Annotated in this window: 19 protein-coding genes, 1 tRNA gene and 1 pseudogene; 19 read left to right on the top strand and 2 right to left on the bottom strand. The window is 36.1% G+C overall.

Going from position 1 to position 21,102, the window contains the following annotated elements:
* Window positions 1–8: 8 nt before the first annotated feature.
* The 12 genes and pseudogenes from purS (at window position 9) to OQH61_RS05850 (ending at window position 11,410) form a co-directional block, all read left to right on the top strand.
* Complete coding sequence (gene purS, locus OQH61_RS05905) at window positions 9–251, top strand: phosphoribosylformylglycinamidine synthase subunit PurS (protein WP_266026423.1); 243 nt, start codon at window positions 9–11, stop codon at window positions 249–251.
* Window positions 248–910 carry a phosphoribosylformylglycinamidine synthase subunit PurQ gene (gene purQ / locus OQH61_RS05900; protein ID WP_266026421.1) on the top strand — a complete coding sequence of 221 codons (663 nt, stop codon included), beginning with the start codon at window positions 248–250 and terminating at the stop codon, window positions 908–910. The genes purS and purQ overlap by 4 nt, the downstream gene beginning before the upstream one ends.
* A 17-nt stretch (window positions 911–927) precedes the next feature.
* The gene (locus OQH61_RS05895) at window positions 928–2,022 is read left to right on the top strand and encodes a hypothetical protein (RefSeq protein WP_266026420.1); all 1,095 of its coding nucleotides are present in this window, start codon (window positions 928–930) and stop codon (window positions 2,020–2,022) included.
* The gene (locus OQH61_RS05890) at window positions 2,006–2,740 is read left to right on the top strand and encodes a lysophospholipid acyltransferase family protein (RefSeq protein ID WP_266026419.1); all 735 of its coding nucleotides are present in this window, start codon (window positions 2,006–2,008) and stop codon (window positions 2,738–2,740) included. Before OQH61_RS05895 ends, OQH61_RS05890 begins: the two co-directional genes overlap by 17 nt.
* A gap of 3 nt (window positions 2,741–2,743) precedes the next feature.
* Window positions 2,744–2,819 (top strand) — tRNA-Ala (locus OQH61_RS05885).
* Window positions 2,820–2,984: 165 nt separating this feature from the next.
* Window positions 2,985–4,034 (top strand): annotated as a pseudogene (locus OQH61_RS05880) (quinone-dependent dihydroorotate dehydrogenase); the annotation flags it as partial.
* A 354-nt stretch (window positions 4,035–4,388) separates the two neighbouring features.
* Window positions 4,389–5,720, top strand: a complete 1,332-nt coding sequence (locus OQH61_RS05875; RefSeq protein WP_416232493.1) for a M16 family metallopeptidase — start codon at window positions 4,389–4,391, stop codon at window positions 5,718–5,720.
* Between the two features lie 3 nt (window positions 5,721–5,723).
* Window positions 5,724–6,605: a 4-hydroxy-tetrahydrodipicolinate synthase gene (dapA, locus tag OQH61_RS05870; protein ID WP_266026416.1), complete on the top strand. Its 882-nt coding sequence runs from the start codon at window positions 5,724–5,726 to the stop codon at window positions 6,603–6,605.
* On the top strand, window positions 6,602–7,405 hold the full coding sequence (locus tag OQH61_RS05865; RefSeq protein ID WP_266026414.1) for an enoyl-ACP reductase: 804 nt from the start codon (window positions 6,602–6,604) through the stop codon (window positions 7,403–7,405). The genes dapA and OQH61_RS05865 overlap by 4 nt, the downstream gene beginning before the upstream one ends.
* 53 nt (window positions 7,406–7,458) lie before the next feature.
* The gene (locus tag OQH61_RS05860; RefSeq protein ID WP_266026412.1) at window positions 7,459–8,790 is read left to right on the top strand and encodes an apolipoprotein N-acyltransferase; all 1,332 of its coding nucleotides are present in this window, start codon (window positions 7,459–7,461) and stop codon (window positions 8,788–8,790) included.
* A gap of 67 nt (window positions 8,791–8,857) precedes the next feature.
* Window positions 8,858–9,634, top strand: coding sequence for a hypothetical protein (locus OQH61_RS05855; protein WP_266026411.1), 777 nt, complete (start codon window positions 8,858–8,860; stop codon window positions 9,632–9,634).
* 111 nt (window positions 9,635–9,745) lie between these two features.
* Window positions 9,746–11,410 carry a tetratricopeptide repeat protein gene (locus tag OQH61_RS05850; RefSeq protein WP_266026410.1) on the top strand — a complete coding sequence of 555 codons (1,665 nt, stop codon included), beginning with the start codon at window positions 9,746–9,748 and terminating at the stop codon, window positions 11,408–11,410.
* A 29-nt stretch (window positions 11,411–11,439) separates the two neighbouring features.
* Here the strand turns inward: OQH61_RS05850 and OQH61_RS05845 are convergent, their stop codons facing one another.
* Together OQH61_RS05845 and OQH61_RS05840 are read right to left on the bottom strand one after the other, a co-directional pair.
* On the bottom strand, window positions 11,440–12,861 hold the full coding sequence (locus OQH61_RS05845; RefSeq protein ID WP_266026409.1) for an alanine/glycine:cation symporter family protein: 1,422 nt from the start codon (window positions 12,859–12,861) through the stop codon (window positions 11,440–11,442).
* A 160-nt stretch (window positions 12,862–13,021) separates the two neighbouring features.
* Complete coding sequence (locus tag OQH61_RS05840; RefSeq protein ID WP_266026408.1) at window positions 13,022–13,645, bottom strand: LysE family translocator; 624 nt, start codon at window positions 13,643–13,645, stop codon at window positions 13,022–13,024.
* A 136-nt stretch (window positions 13,646–13,781) separates the two neighbouring features.
* Between OQH61_RS05840 and gyrA the strand changes: the two genes are divergently transcribed.
* From gyrA to OQH61_RS05805, 7 genes are all read left to right on the top strand, one after another.
* Complete coding sequence (gene gyrA / locus OQH61_RS05835; RefSeq protein ID WP_266026406.1) at window positions 13,782–16,256, top strand: DNA topoisomerase (ATP-hydrolyzing) subunit A; 2,475 nt, start codon at window positions 13,782–13,784, stop codon at window positions 16,254–16,256.
* A gap of 38 nt (window positions 16,257–16,294) precedes the next feature.
* A complete protein-coding gene (locus tag OQH61_RS05830) occupies window positions 16,295–16,768 on the top strand; it encodes a hypothetical protein (protein ID WP_266026404.1) in 474 nt (157 codons plus the stop codon).
* Window positions 16,765–18,096: a sigma-54-dependent transcriptional regulator gene (locus OQH61_RS05825; protein WP_266026402.1), complete on the top strand. Its 1,332-nt coding sequence runs from the start codon at window positions 16,765–16,767 to the stop codon at window positions 18,094–18,096. Before OQH61_RS05830 ends, OQH61_RS05825 begins: the two co-directional genes overlap by 4 nt.
* Before the next feature lie 85 nt (window positions 18,097–18,181).
* A complete protein-coding gene (locus OQH61_RS05820) occupies window positions 18,182–18,817 on the top strand; it encodes a hypothetical protein (RefSeq protein ID WP_266026400.1) in 636 nt (211 codons plus the stop codon).
* Complete coding sequence (locus OQH61_RS05815; protein ID WP_266026399.1) at window positions 18,814–19,872, top strand: bacteriophage T4 gp5 trimerisation domain-containing protein; 1,059 nt, start codon at window positions 18,814–18,816, stop codon at window positions 19,870–19,872. The genes OQH61_RS05820 and OQH61_RS05815 overlap by 4 nt, the downstream gene beginning before the upstream one ends.
* Window positions 19,872–20,504, top strand: coding sequence for a hypothetical protein (locus OQH61_RS05810; protein WP_266026397.1), 633 nt, complete (start codon window positions 19,872–19,874; stop codon window positions 20,502–20,504). The genes OQH61_RS05815 and OQH61_RS05810 overlap by 1 nt, the downstream gene beginning before the upstream one ends.
* A gap of 80 nt (window positions 20,505–20,584) precedes the next feature.
* Window positions 20,585–21,091 carry a hypothetical protein gene (locus tag OQH61_RS05805; RefSeq protein ID WP_266026396.1) on the top strand — a complete coding sequence of 169 codons (507 nt, stop codon included), beginning with the start codon at window positions 20,585–20,587 and terminating at the stop codon, window positions 21,089–21,091.
* The last annotated feature ends 11 nt before the right edge of the window (window positions 21,092–21,102 follow it).

The raw sequence follows: 21,102 nt of genomic DNA, 5'->3' as shown, positions 1-21,102 counted from the left end.
GGGTAAAAATGAAAGTAAAAGTTCTTGTCTCACTTAAAGAGGGAGTGCTTGACCCTCAAGCAAAGGCTATTGCTCACGCGTTATCTGCTCACGGATTTGAAAGTTTGCAGAGTGTGAAACTTGCTAAAGAAATTATTTTAGATTTACAAGAGGATAATGCGGATAAAGTATATCAGTTAGCACAAAGTATGTGTGAGGATTTGCTTGCTAATGTGGTTATTGAAGATTATTCCATTGAGATTCTTAAATGAGTGTAGCCATTATCAGGTTTCCGGGTACAAATTGTGAGTTTGATACACAATATGCTTTTTCTTCATTTGGGGGAACTACTCATATTGTATGGCATCAAGATAAGAGTTTGCCACAAGATTGTCATCTTGTTGTGATTCCCGGAGGATTTAGTTATGGAGATTATTTGCGTTGTGGAGCTATTGCGCAGTTTTCGCCCATTATGAGAGCAATAAAAGATTTTGCATTGCAAGGTGGATATGTGCTTGGTATTTGCAATGGTTTTCAGATTCTATGTGAGGCAGGATTATTGCCCGGTGCTTTAAAGCGCAATGTGAATTTGCATTTTATTTCAAAGATGCAATCTCTTAGAGTCGTAAGCAAAAACAATGTTTTTTTGCACTCTTATGCTCCAAATCAAAAAATTAAATTGCCTATTGCTCACGCTGACGGAAATTATTTTATTGAACACAGCGAATTATTAGAGCTTAGGGCAAATGAGCAAATTTTGCTTGAATATGTAGATAATCCCAATGGTTCGGTAGATGCTATTGCCGGAATATGTAATGAGAAAAAAAATGTTTTTGGCTTAATGCCCCACCCAGAAAGAGCTATTGAAGATATACTTGGCAGTTGCGATGGTAAAGCAATGCTTGATAATCTTTTATATATTCAGAGATAAAATAAGAGGTAAAAATAATGAAAATGTGCAAAATGATTTGTTCTATTTTGTTAATGGGTTTATGTGTGAATGCGTTGGCAGATACAACCAAACCCAAGATTGCTTATATAAATGTGAGTTTTCCAAGCACGGATACAGGTTTGTATGTTGGGCAGGATATAGAGGTAAAATACAGCCTCACTTTGCTCTCTAATGCAAAGCTTGCTTCTGCTGATTTTATAGATTTTTCTACAAAAAATAATGTAGAGCTAAAAAATAAAGGTGCAAGTTGGCAACAGGGCATAGATGGCGTATTAACTAATACATACATATATAAAATTACAGGTAAAGATGTTACAATTCCGCCTTTGCGTATTAAGGCGATTTCAAATGATAGGAGTTATGAAGAGGAAATAATTGCTAATGGGGCAAAGTTGCAAGCTATTGAACTTTCCCATAATGCCTCTTATGTTAATGTTATTGCCGATGCAATGGAGGTAGTTGATTATCGTGTAAAAGAATATGATGAAGCTAATAATATCATTATCTTTCAGATTGAAAGTAAGGGCGCAAATCTAAGCACAATGAAATTTGCGCAATATCAAAAACAAGGCTTGGAGAGTAGCAAAGTTGTTGATGGCATCACCTATGGGATTTACTATATAGTGCTTGACAAATCTATTCGTGCTCTTTCATTTGATTATTTTAATCTCACACAAAAGCAGTTTGTTAATATCACATTGCCTATTAATCTTACACGCAATAGTATTGATGAGAGTGGGGATATAAAACCACGCAATACTTTTTTGATATTTAAGAATCTTCTAGTAGGTGGATTGATTATTTTTGTTGGGATTGTTTGGATTGTGTTTAAAAAAGGGCGCAAAATAACACTGGGTATGCTTATCTTGCTGATACTCATTCTTTGCTATAATATGTTTTTTAGTGCAACTTCAGGCATAGCGCAGGCTGGAGCAAATATTAGCATTATTCCTACGCATAATTCTACAATTACTGAAGTGGTCAAAACACCTATGGAAGTAGCAATTATTGGTGAATATGGAGATTATTATAAAGTAATGATAGAAAATCGTGTAGGTTGGATAAGGAAAGAATATGTTAGCAAAAATTAGGGCACTCTTTGCTACTCTTTCCATCGCTGTTTATCTTCCTATTATTATTGTGCAAATCTATCTTACACGTGGTTGGCAAAATGGCAGATGGGCGAGAAAGCAATGTCGTTGGTTTTTTGGATTCAATAGATTGAATGTAGAGCGCATAGGCGAATACGATAAAGATGCGCAACTTTTGCTCATCAATCATCAAAGCGTAACAGATATTATTTACTTTGAAGCGTTTCACCCTGCAAATTTATGTTGGGTGGCTAAAAAGCAACTCGGAGAAATACCTTTGTATGGACACGCACTTAAAGCCCCAGATATGATACTTATTGATAGGGAGGATAAAAAAAGTATCGTTTTTTTACTCAAAGAAGCAAAAAGACAACTTGCCCAAAATCGCATTATTGCTATTTTTCCTGAAGGCACGCGGAGCAATGGTGGAGAAGAGTTTTTGCCTTTTAAATCAGGAGCAAAGATTCTCGCTTCAAAACTCAAACTTAGAATCCAGCCTGCGGTTCTCATCAATACGCGCAAACTTTATAATAGCTCATCTATGTCAATAGAGACAGATAAAGCACGAGTAGTGCTTATGGAAGCTTTTATGCCCAATTTTGATGATGAACAATGGTATGAAAAGCTCCAAAAGAGTATGCACGAGGTGTATTTGAAACATTATTATGAACTCAATCAGAAGCCTTTAAGCAACAACAAGGCAGAATCTCAACTTTGATTTGGGGTGTTAGCTCAGTTGGGAGAGCGCAACGCTGGCAGCGTTGAGGTCAGGGGTTCGAACCCCCTACGCTCCACCATTGCTTTACATAATTGGTTTCTTCAACCTGTATTTATCAATAATTTTTTGCTTTGAAAACTATAAATCTCTAATTGGGTGCTAAAATATTGTTATGCGTGAGTTTATTTTTTTTGCTACAATAGCACCTTAAGTTTGTTTAACTTGTAACTTGTTGAGGTGTCTTATGTCGTTGTATAAAATGCTTTCTCCTTATCTTTTTAAGCTTGATGCTGAAAAGGCTCATTATGTGGCAGAATTAGCACTGAAGCATATTGTGCCTTTACCTTTGGTGCAAGATTATGTAGCTGGAAAATATTGTGTTGTTGATGAGCGTTTAAATATGGAAGTTGCTGGTTTAAGATTCTATAATCCCGTAGGTTTAGCTGCTGGATTTGATAAAAACGCAACAATGGTGAGAGGGCTTTGTGCATTGGGATTTGGTTTTTTAGAGCTTGGCACGATTACTCAATCTCCTCAAGAAGGAAATCCAAAGCCTCGCCTTTTTCGTTATATAGAGGAAAAAAGTTTGCAAAATGAAATGGGTTTCAATAATCAGGGTTCGCTTAAAATAGCGCAACATCTTAAAAATGTTTATCCTTATAGTATCCCGCTTGGAATCAATGTGGGTAAAAATAAAATTATAGCACAGAGTGATTCTCTTAAAAATTACGAGAATGTTTTGCTTGATTGCTTGGCTGTGGGAGATTATTTTGTTTTTAATCTTTCCTCTCCAAATACACCACATTTGCGCGATTTACAAAATGTGCATTTTGTGCAGGAGCTTTTTGCTATGGCGCGTTCATATACTCAAAAACCGCTTTTTATAAAAATATCTCCCGATATGGATAAAGATGAAATGCTCAAAGTAGTTGAAATGAGTATCAAATCTGGTGCAAATGGTGTGATTGCAACAAATACTACTATTGATTATGCTGTACTTGCAAATGCAAGAGAGACAGGAGGCATTAGTGGTGAGGCATTAAAAGAAAAGTCAAAAGAGGTATTAAGAATCTTAAGTGAGGCATTTTTTGGCAAAACTGCACTTATTTCTGTGGGTGGTATCGATAGTGCCCTTGAAGCGTATGAGCGTATCAAGCTTGGTGCATCACTTGTGCAGGTGCTAAGTGGATTAATTTTTGAGGGTCCAAGATTATGCCAACAAATCAATGAGGGACTACTTCAATATTTAAAAGAAGATGGTTTTACATATTTGTATGAAGCAGTAGGGCAGGACAGAGTTTATAAAAAACAAGGAAGAAAGCTCAAAACCTTACAAGGTGTAGATTCTCATATAAATACAACAAAGATAGAATCTCAAAGCAAATCTACAACAAAAAAATCTAAAAGCACACAAAAGAGTGAAACAACTCAAAATGCTACAAAAACGGCTATCAAAAAATCAGTAGCCAAAACTGATACCAATACGCGAAAAGCAGATTCTCAAAGCACTGCCAAACCAAAGCGTAGATATACAAAAAGGGCTACAAAGGCAAATAATGAATCTTTGGTGCAAAAAGATAAGAAAGGTGCTTCATTGCCTACCAATGTAGCAGAACAAAATACAGCAGAGATTCCCAAAGAGTAAGCTGTGAAGTTTTTGATTTTAGGAGTATTGATGAGTATTTCTAATATGATGACGACATCATCATTTGCCCCAAGTTCCCTGCCAAAACATTATACAAAACATCTTGATAATGGGCTGCAAATTGTAGTTGTGCCGCTGAATAATGAGAGTGGCGTGATTGAGACAAATGTTTTTTATAAGGTTGGAAGTCGCAATGAAGTAATGGGTAAAAGTGGCATTGCCCATATGCTTGAGCATTTAAGCTTTAAATCCACACAAAAGCTCAAATCGGGTGAATTTGATGAGATTGTCAAAGGCTTTGGAGGTGTGAATAATGCTTCAACAAGCTTTGATTACACGCGTTATTTTATTAAATCAAGTGTTGAGAATCTAGATAAATCTTTAGAACTTTTTTCTGAGCTGATGAGCAATCTTTTGTTAAAAGAAGATGAGTTTGAGCCAGAACGCAATGTAGTAGCAGAGGAGCGATTGTGGCGAACAGATAATTCACCTATGGGATATTTATATTTTCGCTTCTTTAATACAGCTTTTGTCTATCACCCTTATCATTGGACACCTATTGGATTTATGGAGGATATTCAAAGTTGGAATATTGAGGATATTCGCTCATTTTATCACACTTATTATCAACCGCAAAATGCTATTGTATTGGTGAGTGGTGATATTGACCCCAATGTTGTTTTTCAAAGTGCCACCCAATATTTTGGCAAGCTTAAAAATACTTCTTCAAGTATTCCACAAGTTGCAGCAAAAGAGCCAAAACAAGATGGTATGAGGCGCAATATAGTCAAAAAAGATTCTCAAGTGGAGTTTCTTGCTATGGGATACAAGATTCCTAATTATTTGAGCGAAGACCAAGTGGCTTTAAGTGCGATAGGCGAGATTCTAAGTGCAGGTAAATCAAGTATTTTTCAGCGAGAACTGATTGATAAGCAACAAATTGCTACGAGTGCATACGCATATAATATGGATATGAGAGATGAGAGCGTATTTTTACTTATTGTCGCAGCAAAACAAGGTATCCGTGCTGAAAAGATTGAAGAAGAAGTGTATAAGATATTAGACAATATTAAAAAAGGTCATATCTCCCAAGAAGAGCTTGACAAGGTGAAAATCAATACGCGTGCAAGTTTTATTTATAGTCTTGAAAGTGCTTCAGAAGTTGCAGGACTTTTTGGGAGCTATCTTGTGCGGGGTGATATTAAACCATTGCTTTCTTATGAGAGAGATATAAATGCTCTTAGCTTAGAGAAGATTCAGCAAGTGGCAAATAAATATTTTGTAGAAGATACGCTAAGTGTTGTGATTTTAAAGGATAAGGATAAGGAGAAGTAGGATATGGTTTTTGGGGCAATGAGTGCATTAATCACGCCATTTGTAAATCATAAAGTAGATTTTCAAACATATGAAACACTCATCAAGCGGCAAATTGCCTATGGTATGGACGCTTGTGTGCCAGTAGGCACAACAGGGGAATCTGCTACACTCTCACATCAAGAGCATATGGAATGTATAGAGGCTGCTGTGGCGGTATGTAAAGGCAGTAAAGTAAAAGTACTCGCAGGTGCAGGGAGTAACTCCACAAGCGAGGCAAAAGAACTTGCACTTTTTGCTCAAAAATGTGGTGCAGATGCCCTATTGTGTGTTACGCCTTATTATAATAAACCTACACAAGAGGGTTTATTTGAGCATTATAAGGCTGTGGCTAATGCAGTGGAGATTCCTGTAATGCTCTATAATGTTCCCTCACGCACAGGGGTAAGTATAGAGATAGAGACTGCCAAACGTTTGCACGAAACTTGTAAGAATATTTATGCAATTAAGGAAGCAGCTGGGCTTATGGAAAGAGTCGTAGCTTTTGGTGCAGAAGTTCCTTCCCTTGCCCTTTTGAGTGGAGAAGACGCAATTAATTATCCCATACTTGCAAATAATGGTAAAGGTGTTATATCTGTAACCGGCAATCTTTTTCCGCAAGAGATTGCCGATTTAACACATTATGCCTTACAAGGTGATATGAAAAAAAGCTATGAGATGAATACAAGGCTTTATGAGATAAATAAGATACTCTTTTGCGAAAGTAATCCCGTGCCTATTAAAGCAGCAATGTTTTTGGCAGGATTATTAAAAAGCTTGGAATATCGTTTGCCATTAGTGCCACCTTCTAAGGAAAATATGGCTAAAATACAACAAATCTTAGAAAAATACGAGGTGAAAGAATGAAAAATGCTCAAGATTCTACAACACATTTTATGAAAGGCAAAACACTTGTTATTAGCGGTGCTACACGTGGTATTGGCAAGGCAATCTTATATAAATTTGCCCAAAATGGCGTGAATGTCGCTTTTACTTATAACAAAAATGAAGAGGAAGCGCAAAAGATTGCCAAAGATGTTGAGAGTAAATATGGCGTTAAGGCAAGATTCTATCCGCTCAATGTCCTTGAACCAGAACAATACATAGAATTATTTAAAAAGATTGATGAAGACTTTTCGCGTGTAGATTTTTTTGTGTCTAATGCGATTATTTATGGCAAAAGTGTAGCTGGAGGATTTGCACCATTTATGCGCCTTAAACCGCGTGGGCTTAATAATATTTATACAGCAACCGTGCTTGCCTTTGTCGTAGGAGCGCAAGAAGCGGCTAAACGTATGAAGGAAGTTGGTGGCGGTGCTATTGTTTCTTTAAGCTCAACAGGGAATCTTGTGTATATGCCAAATTATGCAGGACACGGAAACTCTAAAAATGCCGTAGAGACTATGGTAAAATATGCAGCAACAGAGCTTGGTGAGTGGGGCATACGCGTAAATGCAGTGAGTGGGGGACCTATTGATACTGATGCACTCAAAGCATTTCCTGATTATGCGCAAGTTAAAGCTAAAGTAGAGGAAGAATCCCCTCTTAATCGTATGGGAACACCTGAAGATTTGGCAGGGGCAGCATTTTTCCTTTGCGATGAGACACAAAGTGCGTGGCTCACAGGGCAAACAATCGTTATTGATGGTGGCACAACATTTAAATAATGCTTTCTTTATTTTTTTTGCACCTGAAGCGAATGATGGGGCGTATTCGCCATATGTTTTTTCACACCTCTTATATTCGTTTCTCGTGGCGTAATCCGCAGACTTACAAGCCAACACTTCTATGGCTTTTTATCTCCCTTATCTTTGCCTTTTTGTTTGTGTTGCCTTTTTATGTGCAATGGATTTTAGAAATTTATGAAAAGACAATACCACCATTATTGGCTTCATTACTTGGACTCTTAAGCATTGCAAGTATGCTGTTTGCCCCCAAAAATCGCCGCTTTAGTATTGGATTCTTTCTTGGGGTGCTATGGTTTTATTGGGTAAGTTTGGGACTTAGATATTTTGATATGAGCTTTCTTATTCCTTTGGTTGTGATAGCTTGTGGCATTTTTATGGGTTTTGTATTTTATATTGGTTTATGGTGTGAATGTTTGATGTTGCGATTCGCGTTTTTATTGCTTTTAAGCTATCTCACGCCTTTTGGCTTTGATTGGATTGTGCCAGAGAGTGTGTTTGCATATAGTTATATAGGTGTGGATAAATTAAGTTTTGCGCTTGTCATTCTCGCCTTATGGCTTTTATTTAAATACAAATCTTGGTGGAAGCTAGGAGGCGTGATTTGCCTTATTTTAGCACTTGATTTTGGATTGGTAGATTCACAAAGAGAGAATCTGCCGCAGTTTAAAATCAAACTTGCCCAAAGTGCTGTGAGTCAGGATTTTGATTATCGTATGAGAGAAGCAAAAAGCATATTTGACACACATATAAGCGATATACAAAAGGCAATTAATGAAAAGTATGATGTGATCATTTTACCTGAAAGTGCATTTTATGTGCCTTTAGATTCCCCATATTTTGTATATTTTGACACACTTTTGGAGATGAGTCATAAAATTATTATTATCGCGGGTGCATTACGCGAAGAAATACATACAGATGGAAGTGCCTCTTATTTTAATAGCACTTATAAATTTGATAAGGGCGAAGTTTCTTTTTACGATAAAGTTTTGCTCGTGCCTTTTGGAGAGACTTTACCTTCTTTTTTGCTACCACTTGCTCATACTTTTTTTCAAGGCATTGGCGGATTCAGTGCGGGGAGAGATTTTGGATATTTTGATATTAAGGGAATACAATTTAAAAATGCTATTTGCTATGAGGGGAGCAATCGTGGATTCTATTCAGATTATCCACAATATGTAATTGTAACAAGCAATAATGCGTGGTTTGTGCCAAGCATTGAGCCTATATTGCAAAAAAATTTGATGAAGTATTATGCTCGGCTTTATGGGAGTGTCATTTTCCACGCCACAAATCTATCTCCCGCTGCCATAATCACACCTTTTGTGAATGATAGATTATTAAGAGCAAATATAAAAAACTGATTTTAAGCCGATATTAGTTTATTATGGTATTATAGCCAATTTAAACCATACAATAAAGGAGTTCAAAATGGTTAAGAAATTGCTTTTAATGTCTGCATTGGCTGCGAGTGTGGTATTTGGTGCGCCATCAAATACAAATAGCAAACAACAATCGCTTGGCAATGCAAAAAAACAGCTTTTGGGGAATTTTGCAAGTGGTTCAATTCTGAATGGCTCTAATAAAGCCGGGAATGTAGCGCGTTGGTATCTTTTTAACGAGGGACATTTGGGATATTCATACTCAACTATTGGTGATATGAATTTACATTCTGCGGATATTGGCTATTCAATGTATATTACTGCGATTAAGTCTGCAAGTGGCTTGCGTCCTTATGTTGGGACAGAAATCACTTTACCTATTTATCTTAAATTTACAGGTAATTCAAACGCATTTAAAGATGGCAGTCCTAATGCTAATAATTTGCCAGGTGGTTCAAAAGTAATGCAAGATATAGGTTTTAATGGTTGGGGTGTGCAAGTGCCTGTAATTGTAGGTGTGCAAGCACGCTATTTTTATATTCAAGGTATGGTAGGCTATGCTTATCATAGTTTGACAGAACCTTATTTTGTAAGCGATACGCAAAATGATACTTCTTTAAAGCATACTTATCACGGGCTTACCTATGGTATTGGGGCAGGAGTTAAGGTGTCAAATGTCTTTAGTGTAGGTTTGCGCTATGTAATGGGGCAAATGACAAGTTCTTCACGTGAAGCAGGTGCTAGTATATCTACAGATTCAGTAAAAACAAAAGATTTTAAAGAGGATTATCAACGCATTTCTTTAATTTTTGGCGTAGTCTTTTAATTGCTTTTGTTTTTCTAAATGTTGCCACCTTTTGGGAAAATCTTAATATAATCCTAGAGGGTGGCATTTTTTTTGCTTAAAACCTTTGGAGGAAACTTCAAAAGGTAATATATGTCTCAACAAAGTTTTAATATTGATACAGCTATACAAATGGCATATCAGCTTTATGAATCAAAGTCTTATCATCAATGTGTGGATATATGTATTGAGATTCTAAGTATAGATTGCACAAGAGCAGATATATGGAATCTCGCTGGTATTGTTGCACTTGAACTTAAAATGTATGAAAGGGCGATAGAGTATTTTACTCAAGCTGGTAAATATGAGCCTACACAGGTTAATCACAAACTTAATCTTGCTGAAGCTTATCGCCGCAGTGGGAATCCTAAACATTGTATTGAGATGTTAGAAGCAAGTTTGTTGCAAGAGGACACTTTAGAGCATAATTCCACTTTTCATTTTAATCTCGCTAAAGCTTATTCAGATTTAGAAGATTCTCAAAATTCAATCAAACATTATGCCATTGCTATTAAACTTGACCCTAATGATTTGGGTGCTATGTTTAATCTTGCAAATGCACAAGTGAGCATTAAGCAATTTGGTGAGGCTATAGAATTATATTTAAGCGCGCTCAATAAGGGCTATCTTGATGCGGGTGTAAATCTTGCGAATACTTATGTGCAAATCGGGCTTTTTAGCAAGGCTCTTGAGGTGTATGCAGCGATTTATCAATATTATAAAGATGATGGAGATTTTTTGTTTAATTATGCTAATGCCCTTAATTACGCTAATACAGATATGCAGCTTGCCCAAACATTTTATCAACAAGCCATAGCACTTAATCCCACAAAGGTGGAATATTGTATTAATTATGCACACTTTTTGTTGCGTCATTTGCATTTTGAGCAAGGTTTTAGAATCTATGAAGAGCGTAAAAAATTACCACAAATGTTGCCACAAGGTATAAAGAATATATGGCAATACAGCTTAGAATCCAAAGGAGCACAGCAGTTTGAAGGCAAAAAGGTGCTTGTCTATCACGAGCAAGGACTTGGAGATTCTCTAATGTTTGCACGATTTTTGCCTTTGCTGCAAAAATATGTTCAAAGTGTATGCGTGCTTATCCAAGAACCGCTTTTGAGGTTTTTTCAAACAATGGGTATTTCAAGTATATCGCACATCAACGAAATGGAGGATTTTGATGTGGCGATTTCGCTTTTATCCTTGCCACTTGCACTTGGAGTGAGTAATGTGCAAGATTTACATTTTACACCTTTTATCTCTCAAAGCCAAGATAAACATCGGCTTGAGAGCAAGAGTGAAAAGGTAAGAAAAATTGGGATTTGTTTTAGCACAGATTCAGAGTTTCCTGAAGCAGCAAATAAAAACATACCGCTTGAGACACTTATGAGTGCTTTGGAAGGATATAAGAAAAATCATAATATAGAGATTTATTCGCTTAATAAAGCACAGCACGATATAGATAGATTGGGTGATTATGGCATTATGCAGCTACCTATGGAGGATTTTGTTGATACATTTCATATTATTAAAGATATGGATATGGTGATTAGCATTGATACGGCAGTAGCACATTTGAGTGCAAGTGTGGGTAAGCATACCATAGTGCTTTTAAATAAACGTTATGATTGGCGTTGGGGTAATGGTATCTTTACCCCGTGGTATGAAGATGTGGTGTGTATGACACAAAGCAAAATGAATGATTGGAGCGATGTTGCACACACTTTAAGAGCATATCTCAAAGCGTGGATTTAATACATAGAGATTCTAAGTTTATATAGAATCTACTTCCAACATTCAGTGTTATAAATACCTACATCAGCAGCTTTAAATGTTGGGTTCTTTCCCTCTTTGCGTTGTTTTTTATAATCTTTGAGTACGCTAATGGCTATATTGCTTAAAAGTAAAATGGCAATGATATTAACACTTGCCATAAATCCCATAAAAACATCAGCCAAATCCCACGCAAGTTGTAAATTGAGCTGTGCGCCAATAAAAACCATTGCCACAGCAGAGAAGCGAAAAATTTGCAATGCAAGTTTGTTTTCTGTAATAAATTTGAAGTTTGCTTCTGCATAGAAATAGTTTCCAATAAGTGAAGTAAAGGCAAATAGCACGACAGCAATACTTACAAAGATTAAGCCAAAAGTGCCAAAATAGCCTTGCATAACACTTTGCATTAATATCATACCTTTTAATTCGCTTGTATTGCTTAAATCAGAGCATAACACCATAAACGCACTTGCTGAACAAATAATAAGTGTATCAATAAAAACAGAGAGTGTTTGCACCATACCTTGTTTAGCAGGGTGGCTTGTATGCGCAGCCGCTGCTGCATTGGGTGCAGAGCCCATACCGGCTTCGTTAGAAAACAATCCACGTTTTATGCCAATAACAATCGCACTCCCTGCAAAACCGCTAAAAATGGCTTGAAAATTAAAGGCTTCTTGCAAGATATTGCTAAAAATTGTAGGGAGTTTTTCTAGATTCATACCAATAACAATGAGTGCTACCACAAGATAGCCAAAAGCCATAGTAGGAACAAGAATTGATGAGATTGTTGCAGAGCTTTTGCCTCCGCTAAAGAAAAAGAATGATACAAGAGCAGCAAGGATAAGTCCAACAAAAGTGGTAAATCCCCACTTTTCATTAAACACTTCATTGCCTACAAAAATCTCAAAGGCTGATGTGAGCGTATAGGATTGCAAACCATTGAATCCATAAGTAAAGCACAAGATAAGTGATATGGCAAAGATAATGCCAAGTGTGCGAGAATGTAGAGCTGTTTCAATATAATAAGCAGGTCCGCCTTTGTAGCGATGTTGCCCATCTTTGCGTTTATATACTTGAGCAAGAGTGGATTCTACAAATGCACTTGCTCCACCTACAAGAGCAGTTACCCACATCCAAAACAATGCACCTACACCACCGCTAACAATAGCGATTGACACTCCTACGATATTACCAATGCCCACACGAGAAGCAGTAGAAATCATTAATGCACCAAAAGGCGAAATATGTTTTTGATGACTGCGTTCATTAAGCACCATAAAAGCGTCTTTAAGAAAGCGCAACTGAATAAAACCTGTGCGGATAGTGAGATATAAGCCACAACCAATTAAAGCAAATACGAGCCAATAAGTATATAAAAACCCATTTGTGCTATTAACTATGCTGCGTAAAGTATCCAAAATATACATATACATTACAATCCTTTGAAAATACATCATATAAGGGCATTCTAGCAGATAATAAAATAAATTTTACCTATAAAAGTGAAAGGCAAGAGTAAGTTAAGAGCGGGGTTGTTACTATTTTATACTTTATGGCTGTGTATGTGTAATGATATGATGTGAAATATGGAATCTAAGTATATATTTTTACAGATAAAAGACCACATTCAAAACATAAAAGCCACCCAAAGCATACAAAAAGAACACCACAAAGTGTATCAATAATGCTAAAAATTTTTGCATTCATATACTTTTTGATGATACTTGCACAAATAATCACAAGCATAAAGGCGCTAAAAAGTGAGCACCAAAGTGCAATTAAACCTATTTTCATACCCTCCTCAATAAAAGGGGTTACTAAAAATATAAAAAACAAAATGGCTTTAGGGTTGGAAAGATTAAGAATTAATCCCTGTATAAAGCCATCTTTGCGGATATTATTGATTTCTTCTGTGTTTAAATTATAGGTATAAGAAGATGCGCTTAATGTAAGATAAGCCAAATAGAGGAGATAGAATCCTCCCACAAAGCTAAGAATAAGCTGCAAGATTGGCGTATTGAGCCAATGACTAAACCCTGCATAGATAAGAGCTAGATATAAACACCAACCACTTGCAATGCCAAGAAGCACTTTTAATCCTTGAAACATACCAAAACGCAAAGTTGTTTTAAGGACAAGGAGTATATCGGGTCCGGGTGTTATCGCACCAAAAAATCCCATAAGACATAAAAGGATAATTTTTTCTGTTGTTTCCATATTTAATGAACTTCTCACTTGTTGTATTAAGATAATATCTTTAAAGATTATATAATGCTTTTACTTAAGAAGTAAGCCTATTTTTAGTCAATTTTGGCTAAAATAAGCGGTTTTGAAAACTATATTGGGAGAGACAATGGAGAGCATAATAGATGAGAAGAGTATAGATGTAAAGATTGATGATTCTATTAAAGAGAGTTATCTTGATTATTCAATGAGTGTCATCGTAGGGAGAGCATTGCCCGATGCAAAAGATGGATTAAAGCCTGTGCATAGGAGAATTTTATATGCAATGAATGAGCTTAACCTCTCGCCTCGCCGCCCATACAAAAAAAGCGCAAGAATCGTAGGTGATGTAATTGGTAAATATCACCCACACGGCGATACAGCAGTATATGATGCACTTGTGCGTATGGCACAGGATTTTTCTATGAGACTTGAACTTGTTGATGGGCAAGGTAATTTTGGCTCTATTGATGGTGATGGTGCAGCAGCTATGCGTTATACAGAGGCGCGTATGACAAGCGCAAGTGAGGAGATGCTACGCGATATTGACAAAGACACAGTTGAATTTGTGCCAAATTATGATAATACGCTTTATGAACCAGATGTTTTGCCTACAAGATTCCCAAATTTACTTGTAAATGGCTCAAGTGGTATTGCAGTAGGTATGGCGACTTCTATCCCACCACATCGTATTGATGAGATTATAGATGCACTTATTGTAGTCATTGATAAAAATACACAAGATGTAGAGGATTTGCTTGATATTGTGCAGGGACCAGATTTTCCAACGGGTGGAATCATCTATGGCAAAGCAGGGATTTTAGAGGCTTATCGCACAGGACGAGGACGCATTCGTGTGCGTGCAAAAGTACATATTGAAAAGACAAAAACTAAAGATGTGATTGTCATTGATGAAGTGCCTTATCAAGTCAATAAGGCGAAGCTTGTTGAGCAAATTTCAGAGTTAGCAAAAGAGAAGGTTATTGATGGTATTTCCGAAGTGCGTGATGAAAGTGATAGAGAAGGGATTCGCGTTGTTATAGAGCTTAAACGCGATGCGATGAGCGAAATTGTGCTTAATCATCTTTTTAAATCTACAACAATGGAAAGCACATTTGGTATTATCCTGCTTGCCATTAATAATAAAGAACCAAAAATTTTTAATCTCCTTGAGCTTTTGCAAATTTTTATTGCTCATCGTAAGACAATTATCATTCGCAGGAGTATTTTTGAACTTGAGAAAGCAAAGGCACGAGCGCATATTTTAGAGGGTTTAATCATTGCATTAGATAATATTGATGAGGTTATTAGCACCATTCGTGCCTCAAAAGATACTGATGAGGCAAAAAATGCGCTTGTAGCTAAGTTCAAATTAAGCGAATTGCAAGCTAAAGCTATACTTGAAATGCGTTTGCAAAGACTTACAGGCTTAGAGAGAGATAAGATTAATGAAGAATATGCCCAACTCCAAGCGCAAATTGCATATTTAGAATCTATCCTTAAAAGCGAAGAGAAGCTTAAAAGCATTGTGAAAGAGGAACTTTTGGAGATTAAAGAGAAATTTAGCACCAAAAGACGCACACAAATTGAAGAAGATTATGATGCTATTGATGTAGAAGATTTAATCCCCAATGAGAAAGTAGTTGTTACAATGAGTCATAGAGGCTATGTCAAACGCGTGTTGCTTAAAACTTATGAAAAGCAAAATCGTGGTGGCAAGGGCAAAATCAGTGGCAATACACACGATGATGATTTTATAGAATCTTTTTTTGTGGCAAATACACACGATACAATTATGTTTGTTACTAATAGAGGGCAACTCTATTGGCTTAAGGTGTATAAGATTCCAGAAGCAGGACGCACAGCTATTGGCAAGGCAGTAGTAAATCTTATCAATCTCCAACCCGATGAGAAAATTATGGCAACGATTACCACCACAGATTTTAATGAAGATAAATCGCTTGTGTTTTTTACCAAAAATGGCATTGTCAAGCGCACAAATTTGAAAGAATATGGCAATATTCGTAGCATAGGCGTTAGGGCGATTAATCTTGATGAGAATGATGAGCTTGTAACAGCACATATTGTTGATTCTCATATTAAAGAACTATTCATTGCTACTTATCAAGGTATGTGTATCCGCTTTGGTGTTGAAGAATTGCGTGAAATTGGACGCGTAAGTCGCGGGGTAACAGGTATTAAATTTAAGGCAAGTGAAGATCGTGTTATCGCAGCTACGACTATTGCAAATGATACAGATAAGCTTTTAACGGTGAGCGAGCGTGGTATTGGCAAACAAACTTTGGCTGGAGAATATCGTTTGCAAAGCCGTGCAGGCAAAGGTGTCATTGTAATGAAGCTTACGCCCAAAACAGGTAAGCTCGTGAGTGTTGTAAATATCAATGATGAAAATATGGACCTTATGGTGCTTACAAGCTCGGGAAAAATGATTCGCGTAGATACAGAGGCGATACGTTCGGCTGGACGTAATACAAGTGGGGTAAAAATTGTCAATGTTAGCAATGATAAAGTGGCTTATGCTAATGTTTGTCCAAAAGAGCCAAAAGAAGAGGATATGAATGATGAAGAGGGAAGCGAGGGCTAATTAAGTAAGGATTGCAAGAATGGAGTGAGGAGATTCTTATGCGTGGGCGATTCTTGATATTCCTTTTGTGCATAGGCATACTTAATGGAGCAAATGAGCTTGATAATATTCCTTACGATGAATCTTTTGATGGTGTTGAAGTAGAGCTGCTTATCTCTTACAAAATGATAAGCAAAGATAATGTTGCATTAGGAGAACGTTATCGTGTATCTCACGCAATGAATTATCAGGGTGAAAAAGGCTATAAAGTCGCTGCACAATGTGAGATTGATGCAAGTAGGTATCCTATTATGGACGATATGCCTTATTTTATCACTTCTATTCTCAAACAAGAAAAAGAGCAAGTATTAGAGTGTTTTTACACCTATCAAGTATATGTTAGAGAATCTACAAAGGGTAGAAATAATGCTCTAAGTTCGCGTGTGAGCTTTGAAATTGCACCTACAAGAATTAAAGCAAAGCTAGTTGATAAAAGTATTATATTGCAAATCTTAGCAAAGGGGAGAGTATGAAAATCGCAATTATAGAAGATGATATTAATTATCGCAAGTCATTAGAAACTGCATTTGAAGATTATCCGCAATATGAGATTGTGAGTTTCAAGAATCCAAAAGACGCTCTAAAAAAGCTTGATGAGAGTTTTGAGCTTGTGATTACTGATATTAATATGCCTCAAATGGACGGATTAGCTTTCTTGCAAGAACTTAATGGGCGATATGAGGCGATTGTCATTACTGGCAATGCTTCTGTGCAAAATGCTATTAAATCTATTCGTTTGGGCGTGAAAGATTTTCTTGTTAAGGGATTTGAGATAGAAACATTGATTGAAGCTATAGAGCGAAGCTTTAAGGCTCATAAAATCACTCAAAATCCCTCAAAATCTCAAGATTCTCAAACCACACACAAATTGCAGAATCTTGTTAATGATTTTATTGCTACCTCTCCGAAGCTAGAAGAGGTAAAACATATTGCACTCAAAGTTGCCAAAACTGACGCAAGTGTGTTGCTTTTGGGGCAGAGTGGGGTAGGAAAAGATGTGTTTGCAAACTTTATCCATAAAAACTCTAATCGTGCCAATGCACCATTTATAGCCATCAATATGGCGGCAATTCCCGAGCATTTATTGGAATCTGAACTCTTTGGGTATGAAAAAGGTGCTTTTACAGATGCCACAAGTGCAAAACCGGGTATTTTAGAAGATGCTAATGGAGGCAGTGTATTTTTAGATGAGATTGGAGAAATGCCCCTAGCTCTTCAAGCAAAGCTTTTGCGTGTTTTGCAAGAAAAAAGTGTAACACGACTTGGTAGCTCAAAGCCTATTAAAATTGATGTGCGCTTTATCTCTGCGACAAATGCTAATATACAAGCTAAGATTGCAAAAAACGAGTTTAGAGAGGATTTGTTTTTTAGACTTCAAACGATACCTTTGTCCATTCCACCGCTTAAAGAGCGCAAGGAGGAGATTTTGCCATTAAGTGAATGGAAACTAGAATCTGTGTGTATGCAATATGGCTTAGGACAGAAGAGATTTTCTAAGGAGGCAAAAGAAGCGTTGCTTGCATATGAATGGTATGGGAATGTGCGAGAGCTGCTTTCGGTGATAGAAAGGGCTGGAATCTTAAGTGAGGGAGAGGAGATAAGTCCAAAAGATTTATTTTTAGAATCTCGCAATCAAGCTTTTGGTGCAAATACATCACACAAACAAGGCATTGGCGAGCTAGAAAAGGAGCTGATTATCCAAACACTTAAAGAAACTCATAATGATTTGCAAAAAGCAAGTGATATACTAGGTATGAATGTAGAGGTGCTACGACATAAAATTGCGCGTTATGAGATTTAGTTGTTTTTGAATTAATCCGTTGCTTTATGTATGGCGATAGCTTGGATTTGGGCGTGTGTTTTAGAATATAAAAAGTATGAAATCAATGAAACCAAAACGATATAAAATGATAGATTCTAAAACTCATCGTCTTTTTGGTGAGTGGAGAAATGATAAGGCTTTGCAAGGCACAAATGTGAATCTTGTAGATATATACCTCATAGCATATCCAAATGCGAGTATGGCGGATATGATGGAATTAATGGAATTTAGTCTTTACAATCAGTTATTGTATGAATGGCACGAGATTGATGAAGTATTGATGAGTGAATTTCTAGTATGTTATGAAAAAGAATATCTTAATGTTATAGAGAGTGCGTTTATAGCGGGGTATATAGAGTTTGGCTCAAGCTATGAAGAAAGTATAAATTCTATCTATAATCTTTCTACTTATAAGCAATCTTGCAATGAATCTTGGGAGCATTTTAAAACACATTTTATTGATAATGAGCAATATTTTGAATGGAATGCAAAATGTGATAAAAATCTCACAAAAGAAACTTTTTGGGATAATCCTAAGTGTTGGAGTAGATATAATGTGTGGATTGATATTACCCCCAAAGGCACACAATACTTCAATGAAATCCTAGCTCCTAGATTTTATAACAAATACAAAGACTTAGAAGTAGAAATAGATGAGAAAGGAAATATTCTAAGGTGGATAGGAGAGATAAATAGATGAATTCTCTCATAAGAACACAACAGAAAGAATGCTGCTACCATTACTCTCCTTTTCTTAGGGTAAGCTCTCCCCTTGCAAGTATAAGTTCAGGCTTGTATCATACTCCTAGAATTGGAGATGAAGTCATTGTGAGTTTCTTTGATGATGATATAGATAAACCTTATATTAGTGGCAGTCTGTATAACCAAAGCAATAAAGCCCTGCCCTCTTTACCTTTGAATGCTCATCAAATCAGTTTGAGTGCAAGAACTCTTAATATTCCACAAAGCAATACAGAGTATACACACTCTCATACAATAGAATCTGGATTGAATGAATTTACTCTTTCTAATATAAAAGAACAAGAACAGATTTATCTTCAGGCACAAAAAGATTATGAAGAACTCATTAAACATAATTTTACTCAAAGCATACAGAATAATAAAGATTCTCTAGTAGAGGGAACTTATACTGAAAGGATTAAAAAGATTCATACTCAAACCATAGACTTAGCAAAGATAGTCAGTGTAGGAGGAGAATACAATACCAATGTAGCTTTATCAAAAGATACCATAGTAGGATTAAGTCATACTTTAAATGTAGGAGTAGATAATAAAGTAAGGATTGCAAAGAAGAGTAATGAGTATGTAGGAGAGGATAAAGAAGTAGAGATAGAGGGAAGTCTTTATACAAGTATAAGACAAGATGAGAGGAGGAAGGTAGAAGGGAATAAGAGGGATGTGGTAGAGGGGACATTAGATATACAGAGTGTGAAAGAATGTAATCTCTCTACCCAATCTCAAATGAATTTTAATGCTAAAGACAATATCTTATTCTTTGGTAAAGAATCTGCTTCGTTTGAAACACAAAAAGAACTTTCTTTTATTGCAGATAATACCGATATGGAATCTAAGAGTAATCTTACTGCCACAGCAGGTAATCAAATCCTTCACCAAGTAGGAGACACTTCTATTACTGCTAAAGGAGAGAGTGTTATTATTAAAGCTGGTGGAGTAGAAGTAGTGATAGATTCTAAAGGACTTATAGTTAAAGGTGGGGAGATTAAGGCGGAGTGATGGGAGAGAATAAAGGATTTGATATAAAAGCTGGAGCGATAGATTCTAGTCCTAATGCTTCTTATAATGTAAATAATAATATTGATTCAAAAGATAAGATAGTCTTTGAGGTGAAACATAATCCTAGTTGGTGGGATTATCTCATACTTTGTTCTACCTTTATTTTTGCTCTTATTGGAAGTATTGGGCTTACACAAATCTTTTTCGACAACGAAATGAATTTAGTAATATTTATTTTTTTAGGCTTATTTTGGGGAGGTGTTGCTTTCAGCTCTTATTATTTATTTTATACAAGAAAAAATAAAATCTACATCACAAATCAAGGCATAGGCTTTGAGCGTAGAAATTGGTTTAGAATGCAAAAGGGATTCTTTAAGTTTGGGGAAGTGGGCATTGTAACACATTTTAAAAGCCTAGGATTATACCCTACCACACCACCTAGATTAATTACAATTTTCCCTCTAGGAGCTATCAAAAGTAAATATTTTTATTTTCTCTGGCGACTAAAACCTTATTGCATTATTCGCCTTATTGCTTGGGATTATTATCTCTCTCCCAAACTCTATGATGAAGTTTATATGATGTGTCTTATTTACACGAGTTTCTCATCAAAAAAACCAAAGAAGCCTTAGAGTTGCAAGGTGTAGATATAAATTCTTTGCCTTATGATTTACAAAAGCAATTTAGTCTTTATTAATTTAAGGAATAAACAATGAATAACGATGAAAGACAATCAAATTTAGGTTTCACTCTAAAATTTGGAAATCAACAAGGAACAAGTGCAGAGTTTGGTATGATTAATTCTAACCCTAATGCTCCTTATAGTCCAAATAATAGTGTTGTATTCTATAATCCTGAAACCAAACAAAAAGTTATGGCGATTGCTTGTATTGTAGATTGTCCTTTTGATATGATAAATAAAGAACAGCAAAATGAAAATGATATACTTAACTTTGGTAAGCAAACTGCAGAATCTACAAAGGATTCTATAAACATTACGGAATCTACTAAGCAATTAGAATCTACAAACCCAAACAATCCTACTCAACCTTTCACTTACCAAGATTCTAACATTACAGCTAAAGAAATTATTAATGATGATGATACTTCAACTTTAGTCATAGAATCTCATACAAACTTACTAGAATATCAAGGTAATCTTGCAGATACTTTAATGGCTGGAGTAAGTGGGGTGTTTGGATACATCACACTAGAATGAGCCTTTTAGGT

The sequence above is a fragment of the Helicobacter sp. MIT 21-1697 genome (genome assembly GCF_026241255.1).
Lineage (GTDB): Bacteria > Campylobacterota > Campylobacteria > Campylobacterales > Helicobacteraceae > Helicobacter_C.
This window is presented reverse-complemented; position numbering and strand designations above follow the sequence as displayed.